The organism is Lapillicoccus sp., from assembly GCF_039935575.1.
Taxonomy (GTDB): domain Bacteria; phylum Actinomycetota; class Actinomycetes; order Actinomycetales; family Dermatophilaceae; genus Lapillicoccus.
Genome location: NZ_JBDTKA010000022.1, coordinates 22656 through 44200, shown reverse-complemented (window position 1 = coordinate 44200; position 21545 = coordinate 22656). Strand labels below are relative to the sequence as shown.

23 protein-coding genes are annotated in these 21545 nt (G+C 71.0%); 7 read left to right on the top strand and 16 right to left on the bottom strand.

Annotated features, from left to right (window positions below):
• Nucleotides 1–15 precede the first annotated feature (15 nt).
• On the top strand, nt 16–1059 hold the full coding sequence (locus ABI385_RS03195) for a coenzyme F420-0:L-glutamate ligase (RefSeq protein ID WP_348102289.1): 1044 nt from the start codon (nt 16–18) through the stop codon (nt 1057–1059).
• 121 nt (nt 1060–1180) lie between these two features.
• Here ABI385_RS03195 and ABI385_RS03190 read toward each other — a convergent pair whose 3' ends face one another.
• The 3 genes from ABI385_RS03190 to ABI385_RS03180 form a co-directional block, all read right to left on the bottom strand.
• Entirely contained in the window at nt 1181–2194 is a 1014-nt protein-coding gene (locus ABI385_RS03190) for a DNA-3-methyladenine glycosylase 2 family protein (protein WP_348102288.1), read from the bottom strand.
• A gap of 138 nt (nt 2195–2332) precedes the next feature.
• Nucleotides 2333–3277, bottom strand: coding sequence for a lysylphosphatidylglycerol synthase domain-containing protein (locus tag ABI385_RS03185; RefSeq protein WP_348102287.1), 945 nt, complete (start codon nt 3275–3277; stop codon nt 2333–2335).
• Nucleotides 3278–3284: 7 nt separating this feature from the next.
• The gene (locus ABI385_RS03180) at nt 3285–5012 is read right to left on the bottom strand and encodes a hypothetical protein (protein WP_348102286.1); all 1728 of its coding nucleotides are present in this window, start codon (nt 5010–5012) and stop codon (nt 3285–3287) included.
• 75 nt (nt 5013–5087) lie between these two features.
• Here ABI385_RS03180 and ABI385_RS03175 point away from each other — a divergent pair, with 75 nt between their 5' ends.
• A complete protein-coding gene (locus tag ABI385_RS03175; RefSeq protein WP_348102285.1) occupies nt 5088–5852 on the top strand; it encodes a TIGR03089 family protein in 765 nt (254 codons plus the stop codon).
• A gap of 24 nt (nt 5853–5876) precedes the next feature.
• On the opposite strand, the gene ABI385_RS03170 is transcribed toward ABI385_RS03175, so the two are convergent.
• From ABI385_RS03170 to ABI385_RS03160, 3 genes are read right to left on the bottom strand one after another with little or no spacing between them, the layout of a single operon-like run.
• Nucleotides 5877–6515: a CoA transferase subunit B gene (locus ABI385_RS03170; RefSeq protein ID WP_348102284.1), complete on the bottom strand. Its 639-nt coding sequence runs from the start codon at nt 6513–6515 to the stop codon at nt 5877–5879.
• A 1-nt stretch (nt 6516) separates the two neighbouring features.
• The gene (locus tag ABI385_RS03165) at nt 6517–7326 is read right to left on the bottom strand and encodes a CoA transferase subunit A (RefSeq protein WP_348102283.1); all 810 of its coding nucleotides are present in this window, start codon (nt 7324–7326) and stop codon (nt 6517–6519) included.
• A 48-nt stretch (nt 7327–7374) separates the two neighbouring features.
• Entirely contained in the window at nt 7375–7635 is a 261-nt protein-coding gene (locus tag ABI385_RS03160; RefSeq protein WP_348102282.1) for a hypothetical protein, read from the bottom strand.
• Nucleotides 7636–7834: 199 nt separating this feature from the next.
• On the opposite strand from ABI385_RS03160, the gene ABI385_RS03155 reads away from it, so the two are divergent.
• From ABI385_RS03155 to ABI385_RS03145, 3 genes are read left to right on the top strand one after another with little or no spacing between them, the layout of a single operon-like run.
• Nucleotides 7835–8974, top strand: a complete 1140-nt coding sequence (locus ABI385_RS03155; protein ID WP_348102281.1) for a glycosyltransferase family 4 protein — start codon at nt 7835–7837, stop codon at nt 8972–8974.
• A gap of 25 nt (nt 8975–8999) precedes the next feature.
• The gene (locus ABI385_RS03150; protein WP_348102280.1) at nt 9000–9911 is read left to right on the top strand and encodes a DMT family transporter; all 912 of its coding nucleotides are present in this window, start codon (nt 9000–9002) and stop codon (nt 9909–9911) included.
• A gap of 60 nt (nt 9912–9971) precedes the next feature.
• On the top strand, nt 9972–11114 hold the full coding sequence (locus ABI385_RS03145) for an LCP family protein (protein ID WP_348102279.1): 1143 nt from the start codon (nt 9972–9974) through the stop codon (nt 11112–11114).
• 132 nt (nt 11115–11246) lie between these two features.
• Here ABI385_RS03145 and ABI385_RS03140 read toward each other — a convergent pair whose 3' ends face one another.
• Genes ABI385_RS03140 through ABI385_RS03130 form a run of 3 tightly spaced genes read right to left on the bottom strand, consistent with a single transcriptional unit; the run spans nt 11247 to nt 14371 of the window.
• Entirely contained in the window at nt 11247–12413 is a 1167-nt protein-coding gene (locus tag ABI385_RS03140) for an acyl-CoA dehydrogenase family protein (protein WP_348102278.1), read from the bottom strand.
• A gap of 33 nt (nt 12414–12446) precedes the next feature.
• Nucleotides 12447–13343, bottom strand: a complete 897-nt coding sequence (locus ABI385_RS03135) for an oxidoreductase (protein ID WP_348102277.1) — start codon at nt 13341–13343, stop codon at nt 12447–12449.
• Nucleotides 13343–14371, bottom strand: coding sequence for an LLM class F420-dependent oxidoreductase (locus tag ABI385_RS03130; protein ID WP_348102276.1), 1029 nt, complete (start codon nt 14369–14371; stop codon nt 13343–13345). Before ABI385_RS03130 ends, ABI385_RS03135 begins: the two co-directional genes overlap by 1 nt.
• A gap of 159 nt (nt 14372–14530) precedes the next feature.
• On the opposite strand from ABI385_RS03130, the gene ABI385_RS03125 reads away from it, so the two are divergent.
• Nucleotides 14531–14995 carry a CoA-binding protein gene (locus ABI385_RS03125; RefSeq protein ID WP_348102275.1) on the top strand — a complete coding sequence of 155 codons (465 nt, stop codon included), beginning with the start codon at nt 14531–14533 and terminating at the stop codon, nt 14993–14995.
• A 91-nt stretch (nt 14996–15086) separates the two neighbouring features.
• On the opposite strand, the gene ABI385_RS03120 is transcribed toward ABI385_RS03125, so the two are convergent.
• The 3 genes from ABI385_RS03120 to ABI385_RS03110 all read right to left on the bottom strand — a co-directional run bounded on the left by ABI385_RS03120 (nt 15087) and on the right by ABI385_RS03110 (nt 17206).
• Nucleotides 15087–15350, bottom strand: a complete 264-nt coding sequence (locus ABI385_RS03120; RefSeq protein WP_348102274.1) for a hypothetical protein — start codon at nt 15348–15350, stop codon at nt 15087–15089.
• Nucleotides 15351–15462: 112 nt separating this feature from the next.
• Nucleotides 15463–15978: a 5-(carboxyamino)imidazole ribonucleotide mutase gene (gene purE, locus ABI385_RS03115; RefSeq protein WP_348102273.1), complete on the bottom strand. Its 516-nt coding sequence runs from the start codon at nt 15976–15978 to the stop codon at nt 15463–15465.
• Nucleotides 15971–17206, bottom strand: a complete 1236-nt coding sequence (locus ABI385_RS03110; protein WP_348102272.1) for a 5-(carboxyamino)imidazole ribonucleotide synthase — start codon at nt 17204–17206, stop codon at nt 15971–15973. The genes purE and ABI385_RS03110 overlap by 8 nt, the downstream gene beginning before the upstream one ends.
• A gap of 84 nt (nt 17207–17290) precedes the next feature.
• On the opposite strand from ABI385_RS03110, the gene ABI385_RS03105 reads away from it, so the two are divergent.
• Nucleotides 17291–17794, top strand: a complete 504-nt coding sequence (locus ABI385_RS03105; protein WP_348102271.1) for a GtrA family protein — start codon at nt 17291–17293, stop codon at nt 17792–17794.
• Nucleotides 17795–17823: 29 nt separating this feature from the next.
• On the opposite strand, the gene ABI385_RS03100 is transcribed toward ABI385_RS03105, so the two are convergent.
• Genes ABI385_RS03100 through ABI385_RS03085 form a run of 4 tightly spaced genes read right to left on the bottom strand, consistent with a single transcriptional unit; the run spans nt 17824 to nt 21544 of the window.
• A complete protein-coding gene (locus ABI385_RS03100) occupies nt 17824–18855 on the bottom strand; it encodes a HAMP domain-containing sensor histidine kinase (RefSeq protein WP_348102270.1) in 1032 nt (343 codons plus the stop codon).
• A 6-nt stretch (nt 18856–18861) separates the two neighbouring features.
• On the bottom strand, nt 18862–19536 hold the full coding sequence (locus tag ABI385_RS03095) for a response regulator transcription factor (protein ID WP_348102269.1): 675 nt from the start codon (nt 19534–19536) through the stop codon (nt 18862–18864).
• Entirely contained in the window at nt 19533–20369 is an 837-nt protein-coding gene (locus ABI385_RS03090; protein WP_348102268.1) for an enoyl-CoA hydratase-related protein, read from the bottom strand. The genes ABI385_RS03095 and ABI385_RS03090 overlap by 4 nt, the downstream gene beginning before the upstream one ends.
• Complete coding sequence (locus tag ABI385_RS03085) at nt 20366–21544, bottom strand: adenylate/guanylate cyclase domain-containing protein (RefSeq protein WP_348102267.1); 1179 nt, start codon at nt 21542–21544, stop codon at nt 20366–20368. The genes ABI385_RS03090 and ABI385_RS03085 overlap by 4 nt, the downstream gene beginning before the upstream one ends.
• Nucleotide 21545: the final 1 nt, after the last annotated feature.

The window sequence follows — 21545 nt, the reverse complement described above, 5'->3', positions numbered from 1 at the left end:
CCCTCGAGCGTCCGCATGACGCTCGAGGTCATCCCGGTCACCGGTATGCCCGAAGTGCGGTCCGGCGACGACCTGGCCGCGCTTCTCGGCGCGGCTCTCACCCGGATCGGTCTGGCGCTCGCCGATGGCGACGTCCTGGTCGTGTCGAGCAAGGTCGCCTCCAAGGCCGCAGGACTGACCGCTCCTGCGGCGGGGCGGTCGTCGGTCATCGCCGCCCAGAGCCGCCGCGTCGTCGCCGAGCGCGACACCGGTGCCGCTATGACGCAGGTGGTCGAGGCCGCGGCCGGGCCCGTGATGGCGGCGGCCGGGGTGGACGCGTCTAACACCGGCCCGGAGGACGAGCTGCTGGTCCTGCCGTCCGACCCGGACGCGGTCTGTCGGGAGGTGCGAGATCGGCTGTGTGCGGCCGCCGGCGTCACCCGGCTGGCGATCGTCCTGAGCGACACCGCGGGCCGACCGTGGCGAGCCGGGCAGGTGGACTTCGCGCTCGGCTGCGCGGGACTGGTCGTCCTCGACGACCTGGCCGGCACCCCCGACGCGGACGGGCGGACGCTGTCCGTCACGGCACGTGCTCTCGCCGACGAGGTGGCGTCCGCGGCGGACCTGGTCAAGGGCAAGGCAGCGGGCATCCCCGCGGCGCTCCTGCGCGGGCTGGGTGACGTCGTCGTCGAGGGACCGGGTGCGGGTGCGCGGGCCATCCTGCGCGTCGGGGCCGGTGACTGGTTCGCCTACGGGTGGGCGGAGGCGGTGCGCGCAGCGCTCGGCGTCGAGCCCGGCACCCCGCTCGCCCACCGGTTGGGTGTCGCGTCGACGGCACCCGAACCCGTGCGCGAGCGCATCTCACGAGCCGTCGCCGTCGCCCTCCACGGCCTCGACACGGTGGGCGTCGATGTCGGGGAGCACGAGGTCCTGGTCACCGGGCCCGACCCGGTCGAACGCGGGATCGCCGCCGCCCGGGTGTGCGTCGCGCTGTTCGGCGAGGGTGTCCACGGCCGGATCGTGGGTGTTCCGTCGGCTCCCGGTGCGGGCGTCCGGGTCACCCTGACGCACACACGCTGAGTCCGGTCGAGGCTGGCGGCCTGGCAGATCTTCGCTACTTCAGTAGGTGGGGCTGGCGCGACAGATGGGGCTGACGCGGTCGAGCTGCCGGTGGCAGGTGGGCTGACGCGCCAGGTGGGGCTCAGCGCGGCAGGTGGAGCCGCGGCGCCATCCGTGGGCCCCGGCGGGGACGGCGGACCCCGGCGAGCTCGAGCAGTCGCTGCACGCGATAGCGGTGACCGGCATACGGCTCCAATACCTCGGCCAGGACGTCGTCGCCGAGCGCCTCTCCCAGCAGACCCCAGGTGATGTTCTTCGCCACGTGATAGTCGCCGAAGCTGACCGCGTCGGCGTCTCCAAGGGCGCGCTGCGCGACCTCGGCCGCCGTCCACACCCCTATCCCGGGCAGGGTCTGCATCCGGGCCCGGGCGCGGGCCGATGGCTGGTCCACCCCCTGCTCCAGCCGACCCGCGGCGCGCACCGCACCGATGATCGTGGTGGACCGGCTGTGGTCGACGGAGGCCTTGAGGAACTCCCAGGACGGGACCGCCGCCCAGCCCGCCGGTGACGGCGCGACCCGGAGCCCGGCCGAGGCATACGGGCCAGGCGCGGGTTCCCCGAACCCGCGCACCAGACGACGGTAGCCGTCGAACGCCTCCTGCCCGGTGACCTTCTGCTCGATGACCGCAGGGACCAGCGCCTCGATCACCAGCCGCGACCGCGGGACACGCCAGCCCACGAAGCGCCGGGCGGCCTCGCCGACCAGAGCGTGGTGCGCCACGAAGCCCGCGTCGTCGTCACCGCCGCCCAGCAGGTCGGGAACCGAGTCAAGCGCCCACCCCGCCCCCAGGCCCCAGGCCGACGCAAGGACCTCGGAGCCAGCCGGGCGGGCTCGCAGCACCAGAGTCGCCGGACCGGCGGGAGTCCGTATGCCTCGCGCCACGGACCCGTCTCCCAACCGGAGCCAGGTCGGGTCTCCACCCCCCCGCCGGAAGACCGACAGCACCGCACCGACCAGGACGGGTCTCGGCGAGCGCCAGTCGCGACGCTCCTCCGGCCAGACCTCCCCGAGCGCGTCGCTCGCAGCGCCGACCGGGTCGCGCACGGGGTCGCTCACCCGGTCGCTCACGGAGTCTCGTGGGCGGGAGACGGTCACCGGGACAGTCTGACCCCCACCACTGACTCGGCTGCCGACCTGGCGCGGTCGGGCGACGCCGACCATCCGGCTCCCTAGCGCCTTCTGGCGGGTGGCGACCACCCGGAACGTCGAAGGGACGCCGCCCGCCGCGGGGGGTCAGACCGGCGGCAGCGGAGCCTCGGCGCGGGACCTCACCAGGTGGTGACGACGCGCGTACGCCCACCCGACCCCGGCGGCCGCAACGTCCACGACCGTCACGACGAACCTCGACACCAGCGCCACCGCCGCACCGGCCGACAACGGGATGGCCGAGGCGAGCACCAACGCGAGGATGCCGTCCCGCGCCCCCAGCCCCGCAGGCAGGATCACGGTGAGCATCCCCAACGCGCCGGCCAGGGCATATCCGGTCAGCGACGGCACGGCGACCTCCGCGGCGGCGCCACCGACCGCGCGGGCCAGCACGAAGATGTGCAGTCCGAAACATAGCCAGGCGAGGCAGTAGAGCAGCACCGTCAGCAGGACCGCACGGGCTGACAGCCCGCGGTCCAGGGGTTCGCGACGCAGCACGCGCAGGCCCAGGGCGACGATCCGGTTGAGCAGTGCGGGCCAGAGCAGCAGCGCGAGGACCGGCACGGCGAGCACGACCCAGACCAGGCCGCCGCCGGACTGGCGCAGCAGCAACGGCACGGCGGGCAGCCCGACGAGCAGGCCGGTCAGCACGGACATCCCGATGGTGACCAGCCCCGCCACGCCGGTACGCCGCCTCGGGACGTGCAGGTGCGAGGCCATGTCGGCCTGCACGAGCACCGTCCACACCGACCCCGGGAGGTACTTCCCGAGCTGCCCGACGAAGAACACCCCGGCCGCCGGTGCCAGGTGCAACGGCGAGCCGAGGTCGGCGAGGATGACCCGCCACCCGAGCATGGTCAGCCAGGTTCCGAGGGCGGCGGGGACGACCGACAGCAGCAGCTCGCCGAGGCTCACCCGGGACAGGTCGGCGCTGATCTGGGACCAGTTCCGGGCGATCCCCCACACCAGCGCGGCGACGACGGCGACGGCGACCACCGCCCGGGCCAGCGCGAGGATGCGCTGCCGGCTCACGGGGACGTCACCGTCGGCGCAGCGTCAACCGCACCAGCCCGTATGCCGCACCCGGGCTGCGCAGGCCGGTGGTCCCGACGTCGGCCGCGGCCCGGCGCATACGTCGCCCGACCTCGCCGTCGAGGTCTCCTACCAGCACGAACCCGAACTCGTCGGCGCGGGCCACCACACCGCGGACGTCCGCTGGACCGAGCGAGAGCTCGGTTCCGGGTGCGCCGAGCGGGACGGTGAGGATGAGTAGGCCCCCGGGCCGCAGCGCCCAGGACGACTGCGACAACGTCTCGTCGAGGTCGGACGCGTCGCACCCACCGGGATGGATGCGCGCCACGACGTCGACCCCGCCCGCGTCGAGCTCGAGGAGGTCGGGCTCACGCAGCAGCCCCGGCGCCACCGTCACACCCAGGTCGACGGGGGCGAAGCCCACCGCCCTCGCCCAGGCCGACAACGGCGACCGGGAGCCGGACTCGTCCACGACGACCGCGCTCCGCCGGCCGTCGTCGGCCACCCGGACGATCGCCGCGAGCGCGCCGAGCGCCGCCCAGGCCGCGATGCCGTCACGGTGCCGGCGCAGCCCGAGGCGGGCCGCCTCGGCTCTGGCTTCGTCGGCCTGCGCCGCGTCGTCGAGCACGTCCGTGAACAGGATCCAGTCGGGCAGGTCGGACCGGTCCAGCTGCACCCGACGCCCAGGAAGTCGCAGGCCGGCAGACGTGGCCCTGGCCCGGGTGACGGTCGCGACCACTGCTGCGGACGCGACGGACGACCAGCGACGGCGCACTGTGGACTGCCGCGAGTCGTCACCGTCCGAGCTGTGCGAGCGGTGGTCGGCGTCGTGCTCTGCGTCGAGCATCGGATCGTGACCGAAGTCCGAGGCGGGGACGGAGGGGGCCGAGAGCGCCTCGATCGCGCCGATGTATCTGGCCCACGCCGCACTCGTCTCGCTGTCGACATCCTGTGCGCTGAGCTCCTGAAGCCGCCGAGCCGGCAGTCGGTCGCCGCCGCTGCGCGCCGCCCCGACGGGGCCGTGCTCCGCCGCCACGGAGCGTCGTGCGCTCGCCACGAGGGCAGCCGCCGGATCGGGGTCCGGTCGGACGAGGCGCGGGACGACCGCGTCCGGCCGGGCGACGGCATAGACGCGTCTGGCACCGAGCCGCGTTGCCAGGGGCGCCTGTTCGGCGCGATGGACCAGAACGCCGTCGACCCGGCCGAGGAACGAGCCCAGCAGACCCCGGACCCCGGCGTGCGGGTGCGCCGGCAACAGCTCGTCGACGAGCAGGACCCCGCGGGGACCGACGCTACCGCGCGCCCGACCCGCATTGGCCGCGTGCAGCAGCGCGAGGTGCAGCGGCACCATCACGGGCCCGGTGTGCACGACCAGGACGGTGTCGTACCCGCGCAGCCGGCGTCCGGTCCGCGTCCACGTGTCGGGCCGGGTCCGGCGCAGCGTGCGCCAGGTGCGCGGGAGCGTGTGCTCGGCCGGGACCGTGCTCGCGTCTGCGTCGGCGCGGCGCGTCCCCGGTGACCACGACACCAGGGTGACGTCGTGACCGGCTCTGGTCAGCTCGTCCGCGAGGGCGAGCGTGTGGTCGACCAGCCGACGAGGCGCCGAACCGGAGCCAGCCGCAAAGCCGGTCGGTCCCACGAGCGCCACCGTGAGAGCGGCCGAGTCACCCGAGTCACCCGACCCCGCTGCCCGCGACCCCTGACCTGCGGCTGAACCTCCAGAAGAGCCCGGCATGGTCGGAGCCTAGCCCGGCGACCCCTGCTTCCCCGGTCGCCCCACGGCGCGTCGCGAGCGCCCTACGATCGGCTCGTGCCGACCCTTCCGACCACCGCAGCACCGACTCCTGCACCCGCTCCCCGGCCCACCCCGGGCGGCGTCCTCGCCGCGATGCTCGCCTCGGACTCGACCCGGCCCCGCCTGACCTGCTACGTCGACACGCCCGGTCCCTCACATGGCGAGCGCGTCGAGCTCTCCGCCCGCGTCCTCGCGAACTGGGTCGCCAAGGCGGCCAACATGCTGCAGGACGATCTCGACGCCGCCCCGGCAACGACGGTGGGTCTCGACCTCCCAGCCCACTGGCGGGCGTTCTACTGGGCGCTGGCCACCTGGTCGGTCGGCGCCACTCTCGTCGTCGGACCGGATGCCAGCACGGCCGATGTCGTCGTCACCATGGACCACCGACTGGCCGACCGCGTCGCGCAGGAAGCCGGCCTCGCCGTTCTCGTGACGCTGCCGATGCTCGCCCGCGCCAGCCTGGACACCGCTGCCGACGTCGTCGACGAGGCACGCGAGCTGGCGACCCACGGCGACGTCTTCGCGCCGTGGGAGGAGGCCGACGCCCGCTCGGTGGCGTTCCACGACCGAAGCGGCACCGAGGCATACGCGGACGTCGTTGTCTCACAACCCGACTGGGGTTCCTCACCCCGAGTCAGGGTGCCCGACCGCCTCGGTCCGGCTCTGCGGGCTGCACTTTCTGCGTGGGCCGCAGACGGTTCGGTCGTCCTCGTGATCGAGCCCGACGGCGACCAGTCGGCGCGCCTCGCCTCGGAGGGTGTGACGCTGGACCTCAGCTGAGCTCGCCCGAGGTCGACCAGCAGCTCAGCCCAGGTCGACGCTCAGCTCGGGCTCGGTCTTCTCGCGGACCTCGTCCTCGGTGACCCCGGGCGCCAGCTCGCGCAGCACCAGCCCGCTCGACGTCACGTCGATGACGGCGAGGTCGGTGATGATGCGCTGGACGACACCGCGGCCGGTGTATGGCAGCGAGCATTCCTTGACGATCTTGTAGGCCCCGTCACGCGCCACGTGCTCCATCAGGACGATGACGTGCCGGGCGCCGTGGACCAGGTCCATCGCGCCACCCATCCCCTTGACCATCTTGCCGGGGATCATCCAGTTCGCGATGTCGCCCGCCTCGGACACCTGCATCGCACCGAGGATCGCGGCGTCGACCTTGCCGCCGCGGATCATCCCGAACGAGGTTGCCGAGTCGAAGAACGACGCGCCCTTGCGCAAGGTGACGGTCTCCTTGCCCGCGTTGATGAGGTCCGGGTCCTCCGTGCCCTCGACGGGGTAGGCCCCCACGCCGAGGATGCCGTTCTCCGACTGCAGCACGATCTCGACGTCGTCGGGGACGTAGTTGGGGACGAGCGTCGGCAGGCCGATGCCGAGGTTGACGTAGGCGCCGTCGGACAGCTCCTGCGCCGCGCGGGCGGCCATCTGCTCGCGGGTCAGCGCCACGTCATGCCTCGCGCTTCTGGTCGCTTTGGGAGGTCTGGGCGCCGGCTGGGCGAGTGGTGCGGCGCTCGATGCGTTTGTCGGCAGCCTGTTCCGGAGTCAGCGCGAGCACCCGCTGGACGAAGATCCCAGGCAGGTGCACCTGGTCGGGGTCGAGCTCGCCCGGTTCGACAAGCTCCTCGACCTCCGCGACGGTGACTCGCCCGGCCATCGCCGCGAGCGGGTTGAAGTTGCGCGCCGACTGGTTGAACACCAAGTTGCCGTGCCGGTCGCCCTTCCAGGCCCGCACCAAGCCGAAGTCCGCGACGATCGCCCGTTCGAGGACGAACGTCTCGCGCTCCCCCATCCAGTCCATCTCCCGGGTCTCCTTCGGCGGTGACGACACCTCGACGACGCCGTCGGGGGCATACCGCCATGGCAGCCCACCCTCCGCGATCTGCGTGCCCACACCCGTCTTGGTGAAGAACGCCGGGATGCCCGACCCACCGGCCCGAAGCCGCTCGGCCAGCGTGCCCTGAGGGGTCAGCTCCACCTCCAGCTCGCCCGAGAGGTACTGCCGGGCGAACTCCTTGTTCTCACCCACATAGGACGAGATCATCCGCCGGATCCGTCTGTCGCGCAACAGGATCCCGAGGCCCCAGTCGTCGACGCCGCAGTTGTTGGAGATCGCCTCGAGATCAGTGACGCCGGCGTCGTAGATCGCGGCGATGAGCACGCTCGGGACGCCGCAGAGCCCGAAACCGCCGACCGCGAGCGACATCCCGTCGACGATGCCGTCGATCGCCTCGGCTGTGCTGGAGACCACCTTGTCCATGTCACGGACTCTATCTCCGCACTTCAGACGACCTCGACGGCCGTCTCCTCAGCTCACCGCGGGACAGCGCATCCCGGCGCCCGACGACCCTGCGCGCCACCTGGCGCGCGCGTCCTGGCTGTCGAGGATCGCCCGGACCTCGACCGTCTGGTCCTCGTCCAGATGCTCGACCAGCGCACGCAGCTCGCATCGGTCACGTTCGGAGCGGTAGAGCGCTAGCTGCGCCGCGAGGGTCCGTCGGTCCCGGAGCGTGAGCAGGTGCGCAGCACGCCGACAGCGCCAGTCGAAGACCGCTTCTGAGATGCTCACTCGTCACCCCTCCCTCGCGGGAAAACGCCTACTCTACGCCTCGCTCCGCGAGGCGGAGTCGCCCGTCCCCGCTGCATGAGGGATAGTGGCGACCGGCTCACATCGAAGCCACCAACGCTGCCCGGACGAAGCGGCGTCAGGCTCGCCACCCTGGCTCAGCCGTGTGACACGTCAGGAACTCAACCGTGGACAACGCCCCGTGAAGATTGCGCACGTCAGCGACTTCTACCTGCCTCGCCTCGGGGGCATCGAGACGCATGTCAGCGACCTCTTCGGCTTGCAACGGGACCTGGGTCACGGGGTCCACGTCGTCACGAGCACGACGGGGCCGGCGGCACCAGGGGTGCACCGCGTCGCGGGAGTGGAGGGAGGTGCCAACGTGATCCACCCCCTTGCCACCGCAGCCGGTGTGCGGGCACTGCTCGACCTCGACGTCGATGTCGTCCACGCGCACCTCGGCGTCGCCTCCCCCCTCGCTTTCTTCGGGGCGCGAGCGGCGGCGCGGGCCGGACTCCCGACCGTCGTCACCGTCCACTCGATGTGGGCAGGCGTCGGCCCGATCATGGCCACCATGGATGCGCTGGGTGGCTGGTCCGGACTGCCCATCGCCTGGACCGCCGTCAGCGAGGCGGCCACGGCACCGGTTCGTCGACACCTCATCCCCGGGACGCCGATCAGGGTGCTGTCCAACGGCATCCACCAGAACGAGTGGCGCCTGACCGCCCCCGAAGAGCGTCCTCACGAGCTGCGTCTGGTCGCGGTGATGCGGCTCGCGAGCCGTAAACGGCCGCTCGCGCTGCTGCGCATCTTCCGTGCCGCGCAGTCGGCGCTCGAACGTTCGGGCGACCCGACCCGCCTGCGTCTGCTCGTCGCCGGCGAGGGTCCGATGCGCCCGGCGATGGACCGTTTCGTGCGGCGGCACCGACTCGCCTCACAGGTGAGCCTGCTCGGTCGGCTGGAGCGTCGTGAGGTGCGTGCGCTACTCGGTGGCTCGCATGTCTTCGTCGCTCCCGCCGACCTCGAGTCGTTCGGTATCGCCGCCCTGGAAGCACGCTGTGCCGGGCTGCCGGTGGTAGCGAAGTCACAAGGCGGGGTCCGCGAGTTCGTGCGTCACGAACGCGAGGGCCTGCTCTGCGCGTCCGACGACGAGATGGTCGACGCCGTGGTCCGCCTGGCGCGCGACAGGGCGCTACGCCGGACCATCGCCGAGCACAACCGGACCACCGACTGTCCGGCCGCGTGGGGGCCGCTCCTGGCGGCTACCGCCGAGGTGTACGAGACGGCAGCCCGGCTGCAGGCACAGCACACTCGACGTCCGGCCCTACGCGGAGCTCGGTGACCACCGGCATACGGCGACTCCCGTCGTGAACTTTGTCGGGGTGGTCGCCCTCGCTCTGGGGTCGGCGGCCTTCTTCGCGCTGGCGACGGCGCTCAAGCACCGCAGTGCGGGGCTGATGCCGCATGTCGAACGGTTCCGGCCCGCGGAGCTGCTGGGCTTCGCGGCGGCGGCCCTGCGCCATCCCCTGTGGCTCGGCGGGATCGCGGCCGACGTGGGCGGCCTCGCCCTGCAGGTCCTCGCCCTCCACATCGGGGGGCTGATCGTGGTCCAGCTCGTACTCGTCAGCGCCGTGCTGTTCTCGCTGGTAGTCGCCCACTGGATCGCCGGCACGCGGATGAGCCGTCGAGAGCTGCTGCTGGGGGCCGTACTCGTTGCGTCGGTCACGGGCTTCCTGCTGGAGTCCGGAGCGTTGACGGCGGTCCCGAGCACGGCAGACCGGCTACCCGCGATCCTGGCCGGGCTGGCCATCTTGGCCGCCGTGGTCACCCTCGTCGCGGGGTCACGCCGGTTCAGCAGCCGCAAGAAGGGCTCTCGACGCGCCGCCGCGATGCTGGGGATGGCCGTCGGCGCCATCTATGCCGGCACAGCTGCCCTGATCAAGACCTGCACCAACGTGATGGCGTCGCACGGCCCGCTCGCACTGCTCACGAGCTGGCAGCTGTACTGCCTCGTCGTCGCGGGTGCCTCCGGTCTGTTGCTCGCCCAGATGGCTTTCCAGGCCGGACCACTCACCGCCAGCCTGCCCGCGACCGCGACCACCGACCCACTTGTCTCCGTGCTTCTCGGGGTCGTCGTCTTCGACGAGCAGCTGAGCACGGACACCGGTCCGCTCGTCCTCTCGGTGCTGTGCTTGCTCGTCATGTCCGGTGCGGTCGCCATGCTCAGCCAAGTGCGGGCTGTGGTCGAGCACCCCGACTCAAGCTCCCCGTCGCACTGAGGTCGACGTGGCACCATGGACGGCTCCCGCCCGACAAGATCCCCCGACGAGAGGCGCCCGGTGAGCCGCGACACCCCTGGACCCGACGTCACCCGCGAGGGCGATGCCTACCGGGTCGACACGCGGCCTCCTCATGCCCGCCCGCGCCCCCGCACCGAGCCGACCCCGGGCGCTCGAGGACCGGGGTCCTCGCCACCGAACGGCCCACGTCGGCCGGTCACCGCACGACAGCGTCGGCGGCGCATCGGCGTGACGGTGGTCCTGGTGCTGTTGGCCTGGGTGGTCTTCCTTGTCGCCGTTCCCCTCGCGGCCTGGCACGGCGTGCAACGGGTGAACACGACACCGGCCGGAGACCGTCCCGCGGTCACCTCCGCGCACAACTACCTTCTCGTCGGTTCGGACAGCCGCGAGGGCCTCACTCCCGAGCAGCAGCAACAGCTCAACGGCGGCGGTGACGCCGCGGGCAAGCGCACTGACTCGATCATCCTGGTGCACGTCTCGGGCAGCGGCGGCAAGCCCGCCCTGGTCTCGATCCCGCGCGACTCCTACGTGCCGATCCCGGGGCACGGCAGCAACAAGATCAACGCCGCGTATGCCATCGGCGGGGCCGAGCTGCTCACCCGCACGATCGAGCAAGCCACCGGCGTACGCCTCGACGGGTACGTCGAGATCGGCTTCGCGGGGTTCGCCTCGGTGGTGGACGCCCTGGGTGGCGTGGAGGTGTGCGTCCCGTTCGACATGAACGACAAGGACGCAGCCATCAACCTCACCAAGGGCTGTCAGACCCTCGACGGCCCGACCGCGCTCGGGTATGTCCGAGCGCGCAAGTCCGACCCGCGCGGCGACATCGGCCGGGCCGAGCGTCAACGCCAGTTCCTCGGCGCGATCATGAGCAAGGCACTGACCCCGTCGACCGTGCTCATTCCTTGGCGCTACACAGGTTTCGCGAACGCGGCAGCGAGCGGCCTCGAGGTCGGCGACGGCACCTCGGTCGTCGATGCCGTGCGGGTGCTGCAGGCGATCCGCGGAGTCGGTAGCGGCGCTACGCTGTCGCTGGTCGTCCCCATCCAGACGGCCGCTCTCCAGACGCCGAACGCCGGGATCGCCGTGAAGTGGAACAGCGCCCAGGCACTGGTGCTGTTCCACGCCCTGCAGGACGACGAGCCGTTCAGCTCTCCTCCTCCCGGTACGACCTACCCCTAGGACCCATCACCTCGGGTCCGTGTTACGGCCGAAAGTCGGCAACCCGGCCCCTATAACGGGCGGACCGCCGACTTTCGACGGTCATGGGGCCTACCGCAGTCAGACCGATCCCGATCCCTAAGCGGGAGCGGCTCACCTGAGCAGCTCCCGCGCCATGACCATCCGCTGGATCTGGTTGGTGCCCTCGTAGATCTGGGTGATCTTCGCGTCGCGCATCATCCGCTCGACGGGGTAGTCCTTGACGTAGCCGGCACCCCCGAGCAGCTGGACCGCGTCGGTCGTCACGCGCATGGCCACGTCGGAGGCATAGCACTTCGCCGCGGCCCCGAAGAACGCGAGGTCCTTGTCGTTCCGCTCCGACTTCGCCGCCGCAACATAGACCATCTGTCGGGCCGCCTCGAGCGTCATCGCCATGTCCGCCAGCATGAACTGGATGCCCTGGAACTCGGCCACCGCCTTGCCGAACTGCCGGCGCTCCTTGACGTAGTCGAGGGCCACGTCGAGCGCGCCCTGGGCAATGCCGACGGCTTGCGCCCCGATCGTGATGCGGGTGTGGTCGAGCGTCTGCAGGGCGATCTTCAACCCGTCACCCTCGGCGCCGATGATGCGGTCCCCGGGGATGCGCACGTTGTCGAGGTGCAGCTCGCGCGTCGGGCTGCCCTTGATGCCGAGCTTGCGCTCCTTCTCTCCGAACGAGAAGCCCTCGTCGGACTTCTCGACCACGAAGGCGCTGATGTTGGCGCCGCGACGTCCGTCGGGGTCGGTGACTGCGAGCACCGTGTAGTACTGCGAGACGCCGGCATTCGTGATCCAGGACTTCTGGCCGTTGAGCACCCAGTCGTCGCCGTCTCGTCGCGCGCGAGTCTTCATCGAGGCCGTGTCCGAACCGGCTTCGCGCTCGGACAGTCCGTAGGAGAACGCGGCCTCGCCGCGACCGAGCGGCGGTAGGTAGCGCTGCTTGAGCTCCTGCGAACCGGCCAGGATCACCGGCATCGAGCCGAGCTTGTTGACCGCCGGGATCAGCGAGCTGGAGGCGCACACCCGGGCGACCTCCTCGATGACGATGCACGTCGCGAGCGCGTCGGCCCCGACCCCGTCATACTCCTCGGGCACGTGGGGGGCGAAGAAGTCGCTCGCGACCAGCGCGTCGTGCGCCTCCTGCGGGTAGCGCGACTGCTCGTCGACCTCCGCCGCAAAAGGCGCGATCTTGTCCCGGCTGACCGCGCGCACCGCCTCCCGGACGGCCTCGTGCTCCTCGGGGAGCTGGTACAGGTCGAAGTCAGGGTTGCCAGTGCTCACGAGAATGAGGTTACCGCCCGGTACGCCGTCGAGTCACGCGACAACGTCGGCAGGAAGACCGGGGTCGACGCCGGTGAGGCGCACGGCCAGGTCCCAGAGGCCACGCTGCACGTCCAGATCCCGCGACGCGCTCGACGAGCCGACGATCTGGGCGGGCCCAGACATCTCCCCAGGGCCGGACGGACCGACGAACGACCCGCCGGGCAGGTCGGGGGCGGTGGCCGCATACAGCGTCGGTTCTGCACCACCAGCGGCGTCCTGGACCACGCCGACCCGCAGCAGCACGCCCTGGACCGCTACCGCTGCACGACCCATGCTCGCCTGGAGGTTGGTCGCCGCGTAACCGGGGTGCGCCGCGATCGACCGCACCGAGGAGCCCGCGAGCAGCAGGCGACGCTGCAGCTCGTAGGCGAACATCAGGTCCGCGAGCTTGCTCTGCCCGTATGCGGACCAGCGCCGGTAGCGCCGGTTCTCCCAGTTCGGGTCCTCGAGGTTGATCCGACCCATCCGATGAGCACCGGACGACAGCGTCACGACCCGGTCGGTCACACGCGGGAGCAGCAGTCCCGTGAGAGCGAAGTGGCCGAGGAAGTTCGTACCGAGCTGGGACTCGAACCCGTCGGTGGTGCGAGCCTGGGGGACCGCCATGATGCCGGCGTTGTTGACCAGGACGTCGACCTCGCCGTCGAGACCGTCCGCGAAGGCGTGGACGGACTCCAAGGAGGCGGTGTCGAGGTGCCGCACCTCGGCTGTGCCGCCGACCTCGGCCCGTGCCTTCTGCGCCTTCTCGAGGTTGCGGCAGGCCATCACGACGTGAGCACCCTTGCGAGACAGTACCTTTGCGGCTTCGAGACCAATGCCCGAGTTCGAGCCGGTGATGACGAACGTCCGACCGCTCTGGTCGGGCGTCTCCGACGAAGACCAGGGCATCAGGCGTCCGACCCCCGTAGCGCGGGAATGACCTGGGTCTCGAACATCTCGATTCCCGAGGTGTCGTAGGCGGCCTCGGCGAAGTTGACGATGGCGTAGGTCATCCCGGACCTCTGGAGCGCCTTCAGCCGCTCGACGATCTGCTCCGGCGTACCCGCCCCGAGATCGCTCCGGAAGCCGGCGATCCGGTCCTGGACCACCTTGTCGGACACGCCGACCTTGCGGTAGACGTCCTCGACAGCGGCGATCCGGTCGTCGACCTCGGCCTGGGTCTCACCGATACTGACGTTGTAGTTCGCGCTCCGCACAATCGAACCGAAGTCGCGGCCGACCGTCTCGCAGTGACCCCTGAGGATCTCGCTCTTCGCGGCGAAGCCCTCCGGCGACCCGTCGAAGTTGGTGTAGTCGGCGTACTCGGCGGCGATCTTCAACGTGACCTTCTCGCCACCACCGGCGATCCACATGGGGATACCGTTCACCTCCGACCCCGGGAGCGAGGTGCCTTGGAGTGGCCGAGGCTGACCGATCGCTCCGTCGACCGTGTAGTACTTGCCCGCGTGCGTCGCACCACCCGTGGTCCACATCTGGCGGAAGATCTCGACGCCGTCGCGCAGACGGCCGAGTCGCTCTCCCGCAGAAGGGAACCCATACCCGAACGCCCGCCACTCGTGCTCGTACCAGCCACCACCGATCCCCATCTCGACACGTCCACCGGAGATCACGTCGATGGTTGCGGCGACCTTCGCGAGATAGGCGGGGTTGCGGTACGACATGCACGTGCACATCTGACCGAGACGCACCCGGCTGGTCGAGGCCGCGAACGCCGCCATCAACGACCATGCCTCGTGGGTGGCCTCCTGAGACGGTTCGGGCACCGTGTGGAAGTGGTCGAACACCCAGAGCGACTCCCAGTCGGGGTTGTCATCGAGGCGCTTCGCGAGACCGAGCATCGTGCCCCAGTGCTGGTCCGGGTCGATGCCGACCAGGTCCATGCGCCAGCCCTGCGGGACGAACATGCCAAACCTCATGAGACGCCTTTCCAGAACGCGGATATGTGGGGAGACGGACCCGGCCTCGGGACCTGTCGCATCATGTCACCGTGTCGCTGACGCCGCGCGGGGCCGACCCGGTGGGGCGGCAGCTCAGGTCCCCGGGAACCACCTCGCCCCGCGTGTCAGGATGACGGGATGACGAGGTACCAGAACGACCCTGACGTGATCCGCGACCTACTCACGACACCGGGCACGTGGGCCGTCGTCGGACTCTCCTCCAACACCGCACGCACGGCATACGGCATCGCGCGGTTCCTGCACGTCGAGCTCGGTATGCACGTGGTGCCCGTGCACCCGTCGGCCGAGACGGTGTTCGACGCCCCGGGGTATGCGTCGCTCACCGACATCCCCGACAACACCCAGGTCGACGTCGTCGACTGCTTCGTCAACTCGACGTTGGTGGGTGCCGTCGTCGACGAGGCCATCGCGCAGAAGGAGCGACTCGGGATCGCGGCGGTGTGGCTCCAGCTCGGCGTCGTCGACGAAGCGGCCGCCCGGCGCGCTCGCGATGCCGGTCTCGCGGTGGTCATGGACACGTGCCCGCACATCGAGTACCCGCGCCTCCAGCCTGGCGACGGCGCCGGGGTCGTCGTCGGATAACCACCCGCCCCCATGGGCTCTGCGCTGCGTCGTCGCCAGGGCCCTGACAGGGCCACGTCTGCAGTCCGGTCCCGCCGAGCTCACGCAGGGCTCAGGTTTCGCCCATCACGAGTCCTTCGATGGTGTGCTTCTGGGTGATCGGCGTCAGCTCGTCCACGACGGGGATGACGAGGTGTTTGCGCACGAACGAAGGAAGGCTCCGGAGATAGTCCGATGTCACGGCGAGGTCGTGACGTTCGATGTTGGCGGCCTCAGGGCCGTCCAACCCAAGTACGAGGACGGGTCTTGACCTCTGAGAGTGGTTGGTCGTGCCGCGGTGGATCGTCAACGCCGACCGGATGGAGATGTCACCCATACGTGGGTACTTCCGTTGGACGCGGTCCTATATCCCCGCCGAGATCACCGGATTCAGCCCCATGCTCCGGCAAGGGCTACCGAAACGTCGGACGCAACCCAGAACGGGTCCCTCAGAGCGTCGACCGGAGTGCCCGCCCCTTGGCGCGGGCCACCGAACGCAGCTCCTCCTGGAACGCGGCCATCGCCGCCTGGATCCGGGCCGCCTCCTCACCCTCTCCCGCACCGAGGATGCGCGCGGCCAGGAGTCCCGCATTGCGGGCGCCACCGATCGAGACGGTGGCCACCGGCACGCCGGCGGGCATCTGCACGATCGAAAGCAGCGAGTCCAGGCCGTCGAGGTACCTCAGCGGAACGGGGACCCCGATCACCGGCAACGGCGTCACGGCCGCGAGCATGCCCGGCAGATGCGCGGCGCCCCCTGCTCCGGCGACGATGACGCGCAGCCCTCTCGCGGCGGCGGCGCGTCCGTACGCGATCATGTCGTCCGGCATACGGTGTGCCGACACGACGTCAGCCTCGAACCCGATTTCTAGCTCTCGCAACGCGACTGCGGCCGCCTCCATGACGGGCCAGTCACTGTCGCTGCCCATGACGATGCCGACCACGGGTGGCGTCCGGTCACTCATCGATGACTCCTCGCAGGTAGTCGGCGGCATGTGTGGCCCGCCCCCGGGCGTCCTCCAACGAGCGCGACGCCACGTTGACGTGCCCGATCTTTCGGCCGCGCCGCACACCCTTGCCATAGAGGTGCACCTTGACGCCGGGGTCGCGCGCCATGACGTGCCGGTATGCGCTGTAGAGCTCGTCGTGACCGCCGCCGAGCACGTTCGCCATCACCGTCCAGGGCGCTCGGGTCGAGGGGTCTCCCAACGGCAGGTCGAGGACCGCGCGCAGGTGCTGCTCGAACTGGCCAGTCACCGCGCCGTCCATCGACCAATGGCCGCTGTTGTGCGGGCGCATGGCCAGCTCGTTGACGAGGTATGCCGGTCGCCCACCTTCCTCGGAACGCACCTCGAACAGCTCGGCCGCCATCACCCCCGTGACCGCCAGCTCTCCCGCGATGCCGAGCACGGCGGCGGTGACCTCGGCCGCGAGACCGGGGTCGAGCCCGGGAGCCGGAGCCAGCACCTCCGTGCAGATGACGTCGGTCTGGACCGTCTCGACGACCGGCCACGCCGCGGCCTGACCAGAGGGGCTGCGCGCCACCAGTACCGCCAGCTCGCGCACGAACTCGACCCGTTCCTCGACCAGGATCCCGTCCTCGAGCGGCCCGGGTCGACCCATCGCGCCCAGCCAGTCCTCGAGCCCGTCGACCTCGGCGGCCGACACCACGCGGACGCCCTTGCCGTCGTACCCCCCGCGGGGGGTCTTGGCCACCACCGGCCAACCCACCTCGTCGCCGAAGGCGCGCACCTCGTCTGCTGTCCGCGCTGCGGCCCACCTCGGGCACGGCACGCCCAGCTCGGCGAGCCGGCGGCGCATGGCGAGCTTGTCCTGCGCGTAGACCAGCGCAGCCGGAGAGGGGTGCAGCGGTATGCCTGCTGCCTCGAGGCTCGCCAGCACCTCCGGTGGGACGTGCTCGTGGTCGAAGGTCACCACGTCGCACCGGGCAGCGAACTCCCGCACTCTCTCGATGTCCGTGTGGTCCCCGACGGGTGACGACGGCACCACGAGGGCGGCCGACGCATCCACCGACTCGGCGAGGACCGACAGCTGGACGCCCAGCTCGATCGCCGGGCCCTGCATCATCCGGGCGAGCTGCCCGCCGCCGATCACCCCGACAACCGGGAACCCTCCGGGCGAGCGCCGGGGCGCAGACCGCGCCTGGGCGCTTTCCGTCGGCGATGCCGTCACGACACGTGAGCCTAGAGGGCCGAGCGGTCCCCCGTCGCACGCAGCGTACGCAGCGGAAGCAGCGTCCGCGGCTACAGTGCTGCGGTGACCGAGACACCACGGACCGGCGTCCTCGATCGGATCCGTGACTTGCTGGGTGTCTTCGGACGCGAGATCGCGAAGTTCGGCGTCATCGGCCTGGTCGGGTTCGTCATCGACACCGGCATCTTCAACCTGCTGCTGCTCACGGTCCTCGACGGCAAGCCGACGACGTCCAAGATCATCTCCGGAGTCGTCGCGACGGCGTGGGCCTGGATCGGCAACCGGTTGTGGACCTTCCGGCACCGCCGGAACCGGCCCGTGCATCACGAGGCGATCCTGTTCTTCGCAGTCAACGGGATAGGCCTGACGATCAACCTGGGTTATCTGGCCTTCACGACCTACGTCCTGCACTTCGACTCGCACCTGGCGCTCAACGTGAACAACATCATCGGGATCGGGTTCGCGACAATCTTCCGTTTCTGGGCCTACCGCCAGTTCGTGTTCGCGGGCGAGCACCCCGGTGACCCTGAGGCCGAGAACGTCAACACCTCGTCCGGCCGCCCCTGACAGACGCTCGTGCGTTCGCCAACCCACCGCTAACGCGGGTCGGCCTCCGAGAGGAACAGCGCGAACCGCACGGGCTGTGCCGAGACCAGGTCGAGGCGGCCGCCGTTTGACTCTGCCAGGTCGCGGGCGAGCGCCAGCCCCAGGCCGGTGCTCTTACCCTCGCCCGAGCTGACCGACCGTTCGAAGATGTGCGGGGCGATCGTCGGCGACACCCCGTCGCCCTGGTCACTCACCTCGACGACGACCGACGGACCGCTGCGCCGGGCCTCGAGGTCGACCGTGCCCCGCCCGTGCACCAGCGAGTTCTCCAACAACGTGCTGAGCACCTGGCTCAACGCCACCGGGGTAGCCCGCACGACCAGGCCCCGCTCGCCGTGCACGCGCACGCTGCGCCGGGCCTGCTCGAAGGCCGGCTGCCACTCGCGCTGCAGGGCCGCGATCACCGAGTCGAGACTCACTTCGGGCCGTGGCGCGTCGTTGCTGCGCCGGCTGCGCATCGACAGGTCGTCGACGACGCGGGTCAGGCGTTCCACCTGGTTGATCGCGATTCCGGCCTCCTCGTGCACGACGTCGAGGTCGGCGGACTCCGAGATCTCCTCGAGCCGCATGAGCAATGCGGTGAGCGGGGTGCGCAGCTGGTGGGAGGCGTCCGCAGCGAACTGGCGCTCGGCGGACAGTGAGCGGGTGACCTGCTGGGCGCTGCGGCTGAGGACCGCCGAGACGCCGTCGACCTCGGGTATGCCGGACGCCAACGGTTCCAGCCGGGCCGGTCCCTGGCCCAGGCGTTCCGCCGCCTCGGCGAGGCGCGTCATGGGCTCGGCGATCCGTTGGGCGCGCCCATGGACCAGCCCGAGCGTGACCGCGACCGCAACCGCCACGAGCACCGTTGCGGTGACGCACAGCTGGAAAGCCCGCGTGCCCGCTGGTTGGGCCATCCACATCGTGACGAGCGCCGGGCGTGACGTCACCACCCAGACGAGCGCCGCGAGCGCCGGGACAGCGACGACCAGGGCGGCCACGAGGACGGCATACAGAGTCGTGCGGACGATCAGACGCCGCATGGCCCGTCAGCCCTCCGGGCGCTCGAAGCGGAAGCCCACACCACGGACCGTGGAGATGTAGCGCGGCTGCGTGGCGTCGTCGCCGAGCTTCCGGCGCAGCACGCTGATGTGCATGTCGAGCGTCTTGGTGGACCCGAACCAGGCGGTCTCCCAGATCTCACGCATCAGCTGTTCGCGCGAGACGACCTTGCCCTGCTCGCGGACCAGCACCCGCAGCAGGTCGAACTCCTTGGCCGTGAGCTGCATCTCCTGGTCGTTGAACCAGGCCCGGCGCCCCTCGGAGTCGATCCGCACCATCTCGTTGGACGGCTCGATGTCACTGGCGTTTCGGCGCAGCAGAGCCCGCACCCTGGCGAGCAGCTCGGCGAGGCGGAACGGCTTGGTGACGTAGTCGTCGGCGCCCGCATCGAGGCCCACGACGGTGTCCACCTCGTCAGCCCGAGCAGTGAGGATGAGCACCGGGACGGTCTTGCCCATCGCCCGCACCCGCCGGCAGACCTCCAGCCCGTCGATGAACGGGAGCCCCAGGTCGAGGACGATCAGGTCCGGGTTGTCCCGGGCGCCCTCGAGGGCGGCCCGCCCGTCCGGGCGCACGTCCACCTCGTACCCTTCGCGCCGCAGGGCCCGGGCCAACGGCTCCGAGATCGCAGGGTCGTCCTCGGCCAGCAGGACACGCGTCATGGCGAGGATGCTAGGGGATCAGGATGAAAGCTCTCGCTGTCAGGCCATACCGGGCGCCGCTTCTCGGCGAAGGCGGCGACGCCCTCGGCCCGGTCCGCACTGAAGGCGGTCGCCGCCCAGCAGGCGTCCTCGATGTCCAGGCCGACCGCCAAGGGGACGTCGGCCCCGTCGCGCATTGCCTTCTTCGCCTGTCTGACGCCGACCGGCGAATGGCCCGCGACCACGGCCGCCAGGGCCAGTGCCCGAGCCCTCGCGGAACCCGTCGGGACCATCTCGTCGATGCAACCCAGGTCCAACGCCTCCTGCGCGGAGACCCGGCGCGCGGTGAAGATCAGGGACGCCGCTCGGGACCAGCCGACCCGGCGGGGGAGCAGCTGCGTGCCGCCGCCGCCCGGGATGACGCCGACCGACACCTCCGGCAGCGCGAAGCTCGCGTCCTCTCCCGCGACGACGAGGTCGCACGACAGAGCCAGTTCGAAACCACCGCCGAGCGCGTAGCCTTCCACCGCCGCGACCGCCGGCACCGGGAGGTCGAGCACCCCTCGGTATGCCGCCCGGTTGCCCGGCCGCCCTGCGGCGAGCTGGTCGTCGGACAGGCCGTTGCGCTCCTTGAGGTCGGCGCCGACACAGAACGCCCGGTCCTGGCTGGAGGACAGCACCACGCAGCGAACTCGCGGGTCGGCGGCGACGGACGCGGTCGCCGCGGCGATCGCCGTGGCCATGGCGACGGACACGGCGTTGAGCGCCTCGGGCCGGTCGAGGACGATCTCGACGACGTGTCCGTCGAGGTGGTGTTCGAGCCGGACCAGCGGGCTCACGGTGTAGGGGGTCACGAGCTCTCCTCGGGTGGGGCCGATGTCAGGTCGTTCGGGTGGATCGCTTTGATCGGGTCGGTCAGGTCGATCGGGACGACCCGACCGGTGCGCCGGCCGGTGGCCGCGGCTCGCAGCAGGACGTGCGGATGGACCCGGCCGACGCCGCGCAGCGTCCTCGGCCGCAACGGGGTCAGCTCGAACCCCGACACGCTATCCAGCGCTGAGGCCATCGGTCCGTCGACCAGGACGCGGCCGGGATGCGCGATCGAGGTCAGCCGGGAGGCCCGGTTGACGGTGGTCCCGAAGACGTCGCCCAACCGGGAGAGCACCCGCCCCGCAGCCAGCCCGACCCTGACGTCGGGCAGCAGCTCGTCGTCGGCCATCGCGTCGACGAGGTCGAGGGCGGTCGCCGCGGCAGGCGCGGCCTCCCGGTTGGAGAACAGGATCTCGTCGCCGACGGTCTTGACGATGCGGCCGCCGTGCGCCGTCACGACGTCGGACGTGAGCAGCTCGAACCGGGCGACCACGGTGGCGAGCTCACGCTCGGAGAGCTTGCGCACCAGCGAGGTGAACGAGACGAGGTCGGCGAAGCCGATGTGGCGGTGAGTTCCCTCCTCGTCGGTGGTGGGCTCCGCGTCCGCCAGCATTCGCGACAGCGCGTCCGTCAGGTGCCGCCGCCAGGCATACACGAGCAGCGGTTCGAGCTCGTCGGCCATGTCGACCACTGCTTTGGCCGTCTCGCGAGCGGTCGTGAGCCCCGAGTGCGTCGTCGGCAGCACCGCCTCCTCATCGACCCCCTGCTCGATGGCCACGGCCTCGGCGACGAGCTGCACCTGCCAGGCGGCCAGCCGGTCCGCGGTGCGCGCGAACGCTCGGGTGAGCGCGAGTGCCGTCGACTCGTCGAGCTCCCCGGCACGCACGATCGCGGCGACGGTGCGCAACGCATGCAGGTCGGCCTCGTTGAACAACTTGTCGTCCGAGGTGACGAGGGGGAACCCGAGGGCGTGCCAGAACCGGCGGGCACTCAGCAGCGAGACGTCGGCTCCGGTACTCACCTCGCGACGGGTCAGGGTTATCGGTCGTCCGAGGATCGCCGCGGCGACGTCGTCGGGTCCAGGGTCGTCCGGAAGGTCGTCGGAGGGACGGCGGCGTCGGCCGGAGCGGCTGTACTCCGTCTCCGGCCCCTGATCCATG

Excerpts from the sequence above, each read along its gene's own strand:
- ABI385_RS03095 (WP_348102269.1), bottom strand. The coding sequence starts at position 19,536 with ATGACGCGTGTCCTGCTGGCCGAGGACGACCCTGCGATCTCGGAGCCG.
- ABI385_RS03120 (WP_348102274.1), bottom strand. The coding sequence starts at position 15,350 with ATGGGTGACATCTCCATCCGGTCGGCGTTGACGATCCACCGCGGCACG.
- ABI385_RS03195 (WP_348102289.1), top strand. The coding sequence starts at position 16 with ATGACGCTCGAGGTCATCCCGGTCACCGGTATGCCCGAAGTGCGGTCC.
- purE (WP_348102273.1), bottom strand. The coding sequence starts at position 15,978 with ATGAGTGACCGGACGCCACCCGTGGTCGGCATCGTCATGGGCAGCGAC.
- ABI385_RS03125 (WP_348102275.1), top strand. The coding sequence starts at position 14,531 with ATGACGAGGTACCAGAACGACCCTGACGTGATCCGCGACCTACTCACG.
- ABI385_RS03100 (WP_348102270.1), bottom strand. The coding sequence starts at position 18,855 with ATGCGGCGTCTGATCGTCCGCACGACTCTGTATGCCGTCCTCGTGGCC.
- ABI385_RS03180 (WP_348102286.1), bottom strand. The coding sequence starts at position 5,012 with ATGCCGGGCTCTTCTGGAGGTTCAGCCGCAGGTCAGGGGTCGCGGGCA.
- ABI385_RS03135 (WP_348102277.1), bottom strand. The coding sequence starts at position 13,343 with ATGCCCTGGTCTTCGTCGGAGACGCCCGACCAGAGCGGTCGGACGTTC.
- ABI385_RS03130 (WP_348102276.1), bottom strand. The coding sequence starts at position 14,371 with ATGAGGTTTGGCATGTTCGTCCCGCAGGGCTGGCGCATGGACCTGGTC.
- ABI385_RS03085 (WP_348102267.1), bottom strand. The coding sequence starts at position 21,544 with ATGGATCAGGGGCCGGAGACGGAGTACAGCCGCTCCGGCCGACGCCGC.
- ABI385_RS03165 (WP_348102283.1), bottom strand. The coding sequence starts at position 7,326 with ATGGACAAGGTGGTCTCCAGCACAGCCGAGGCGATCGACGGCATCGTC.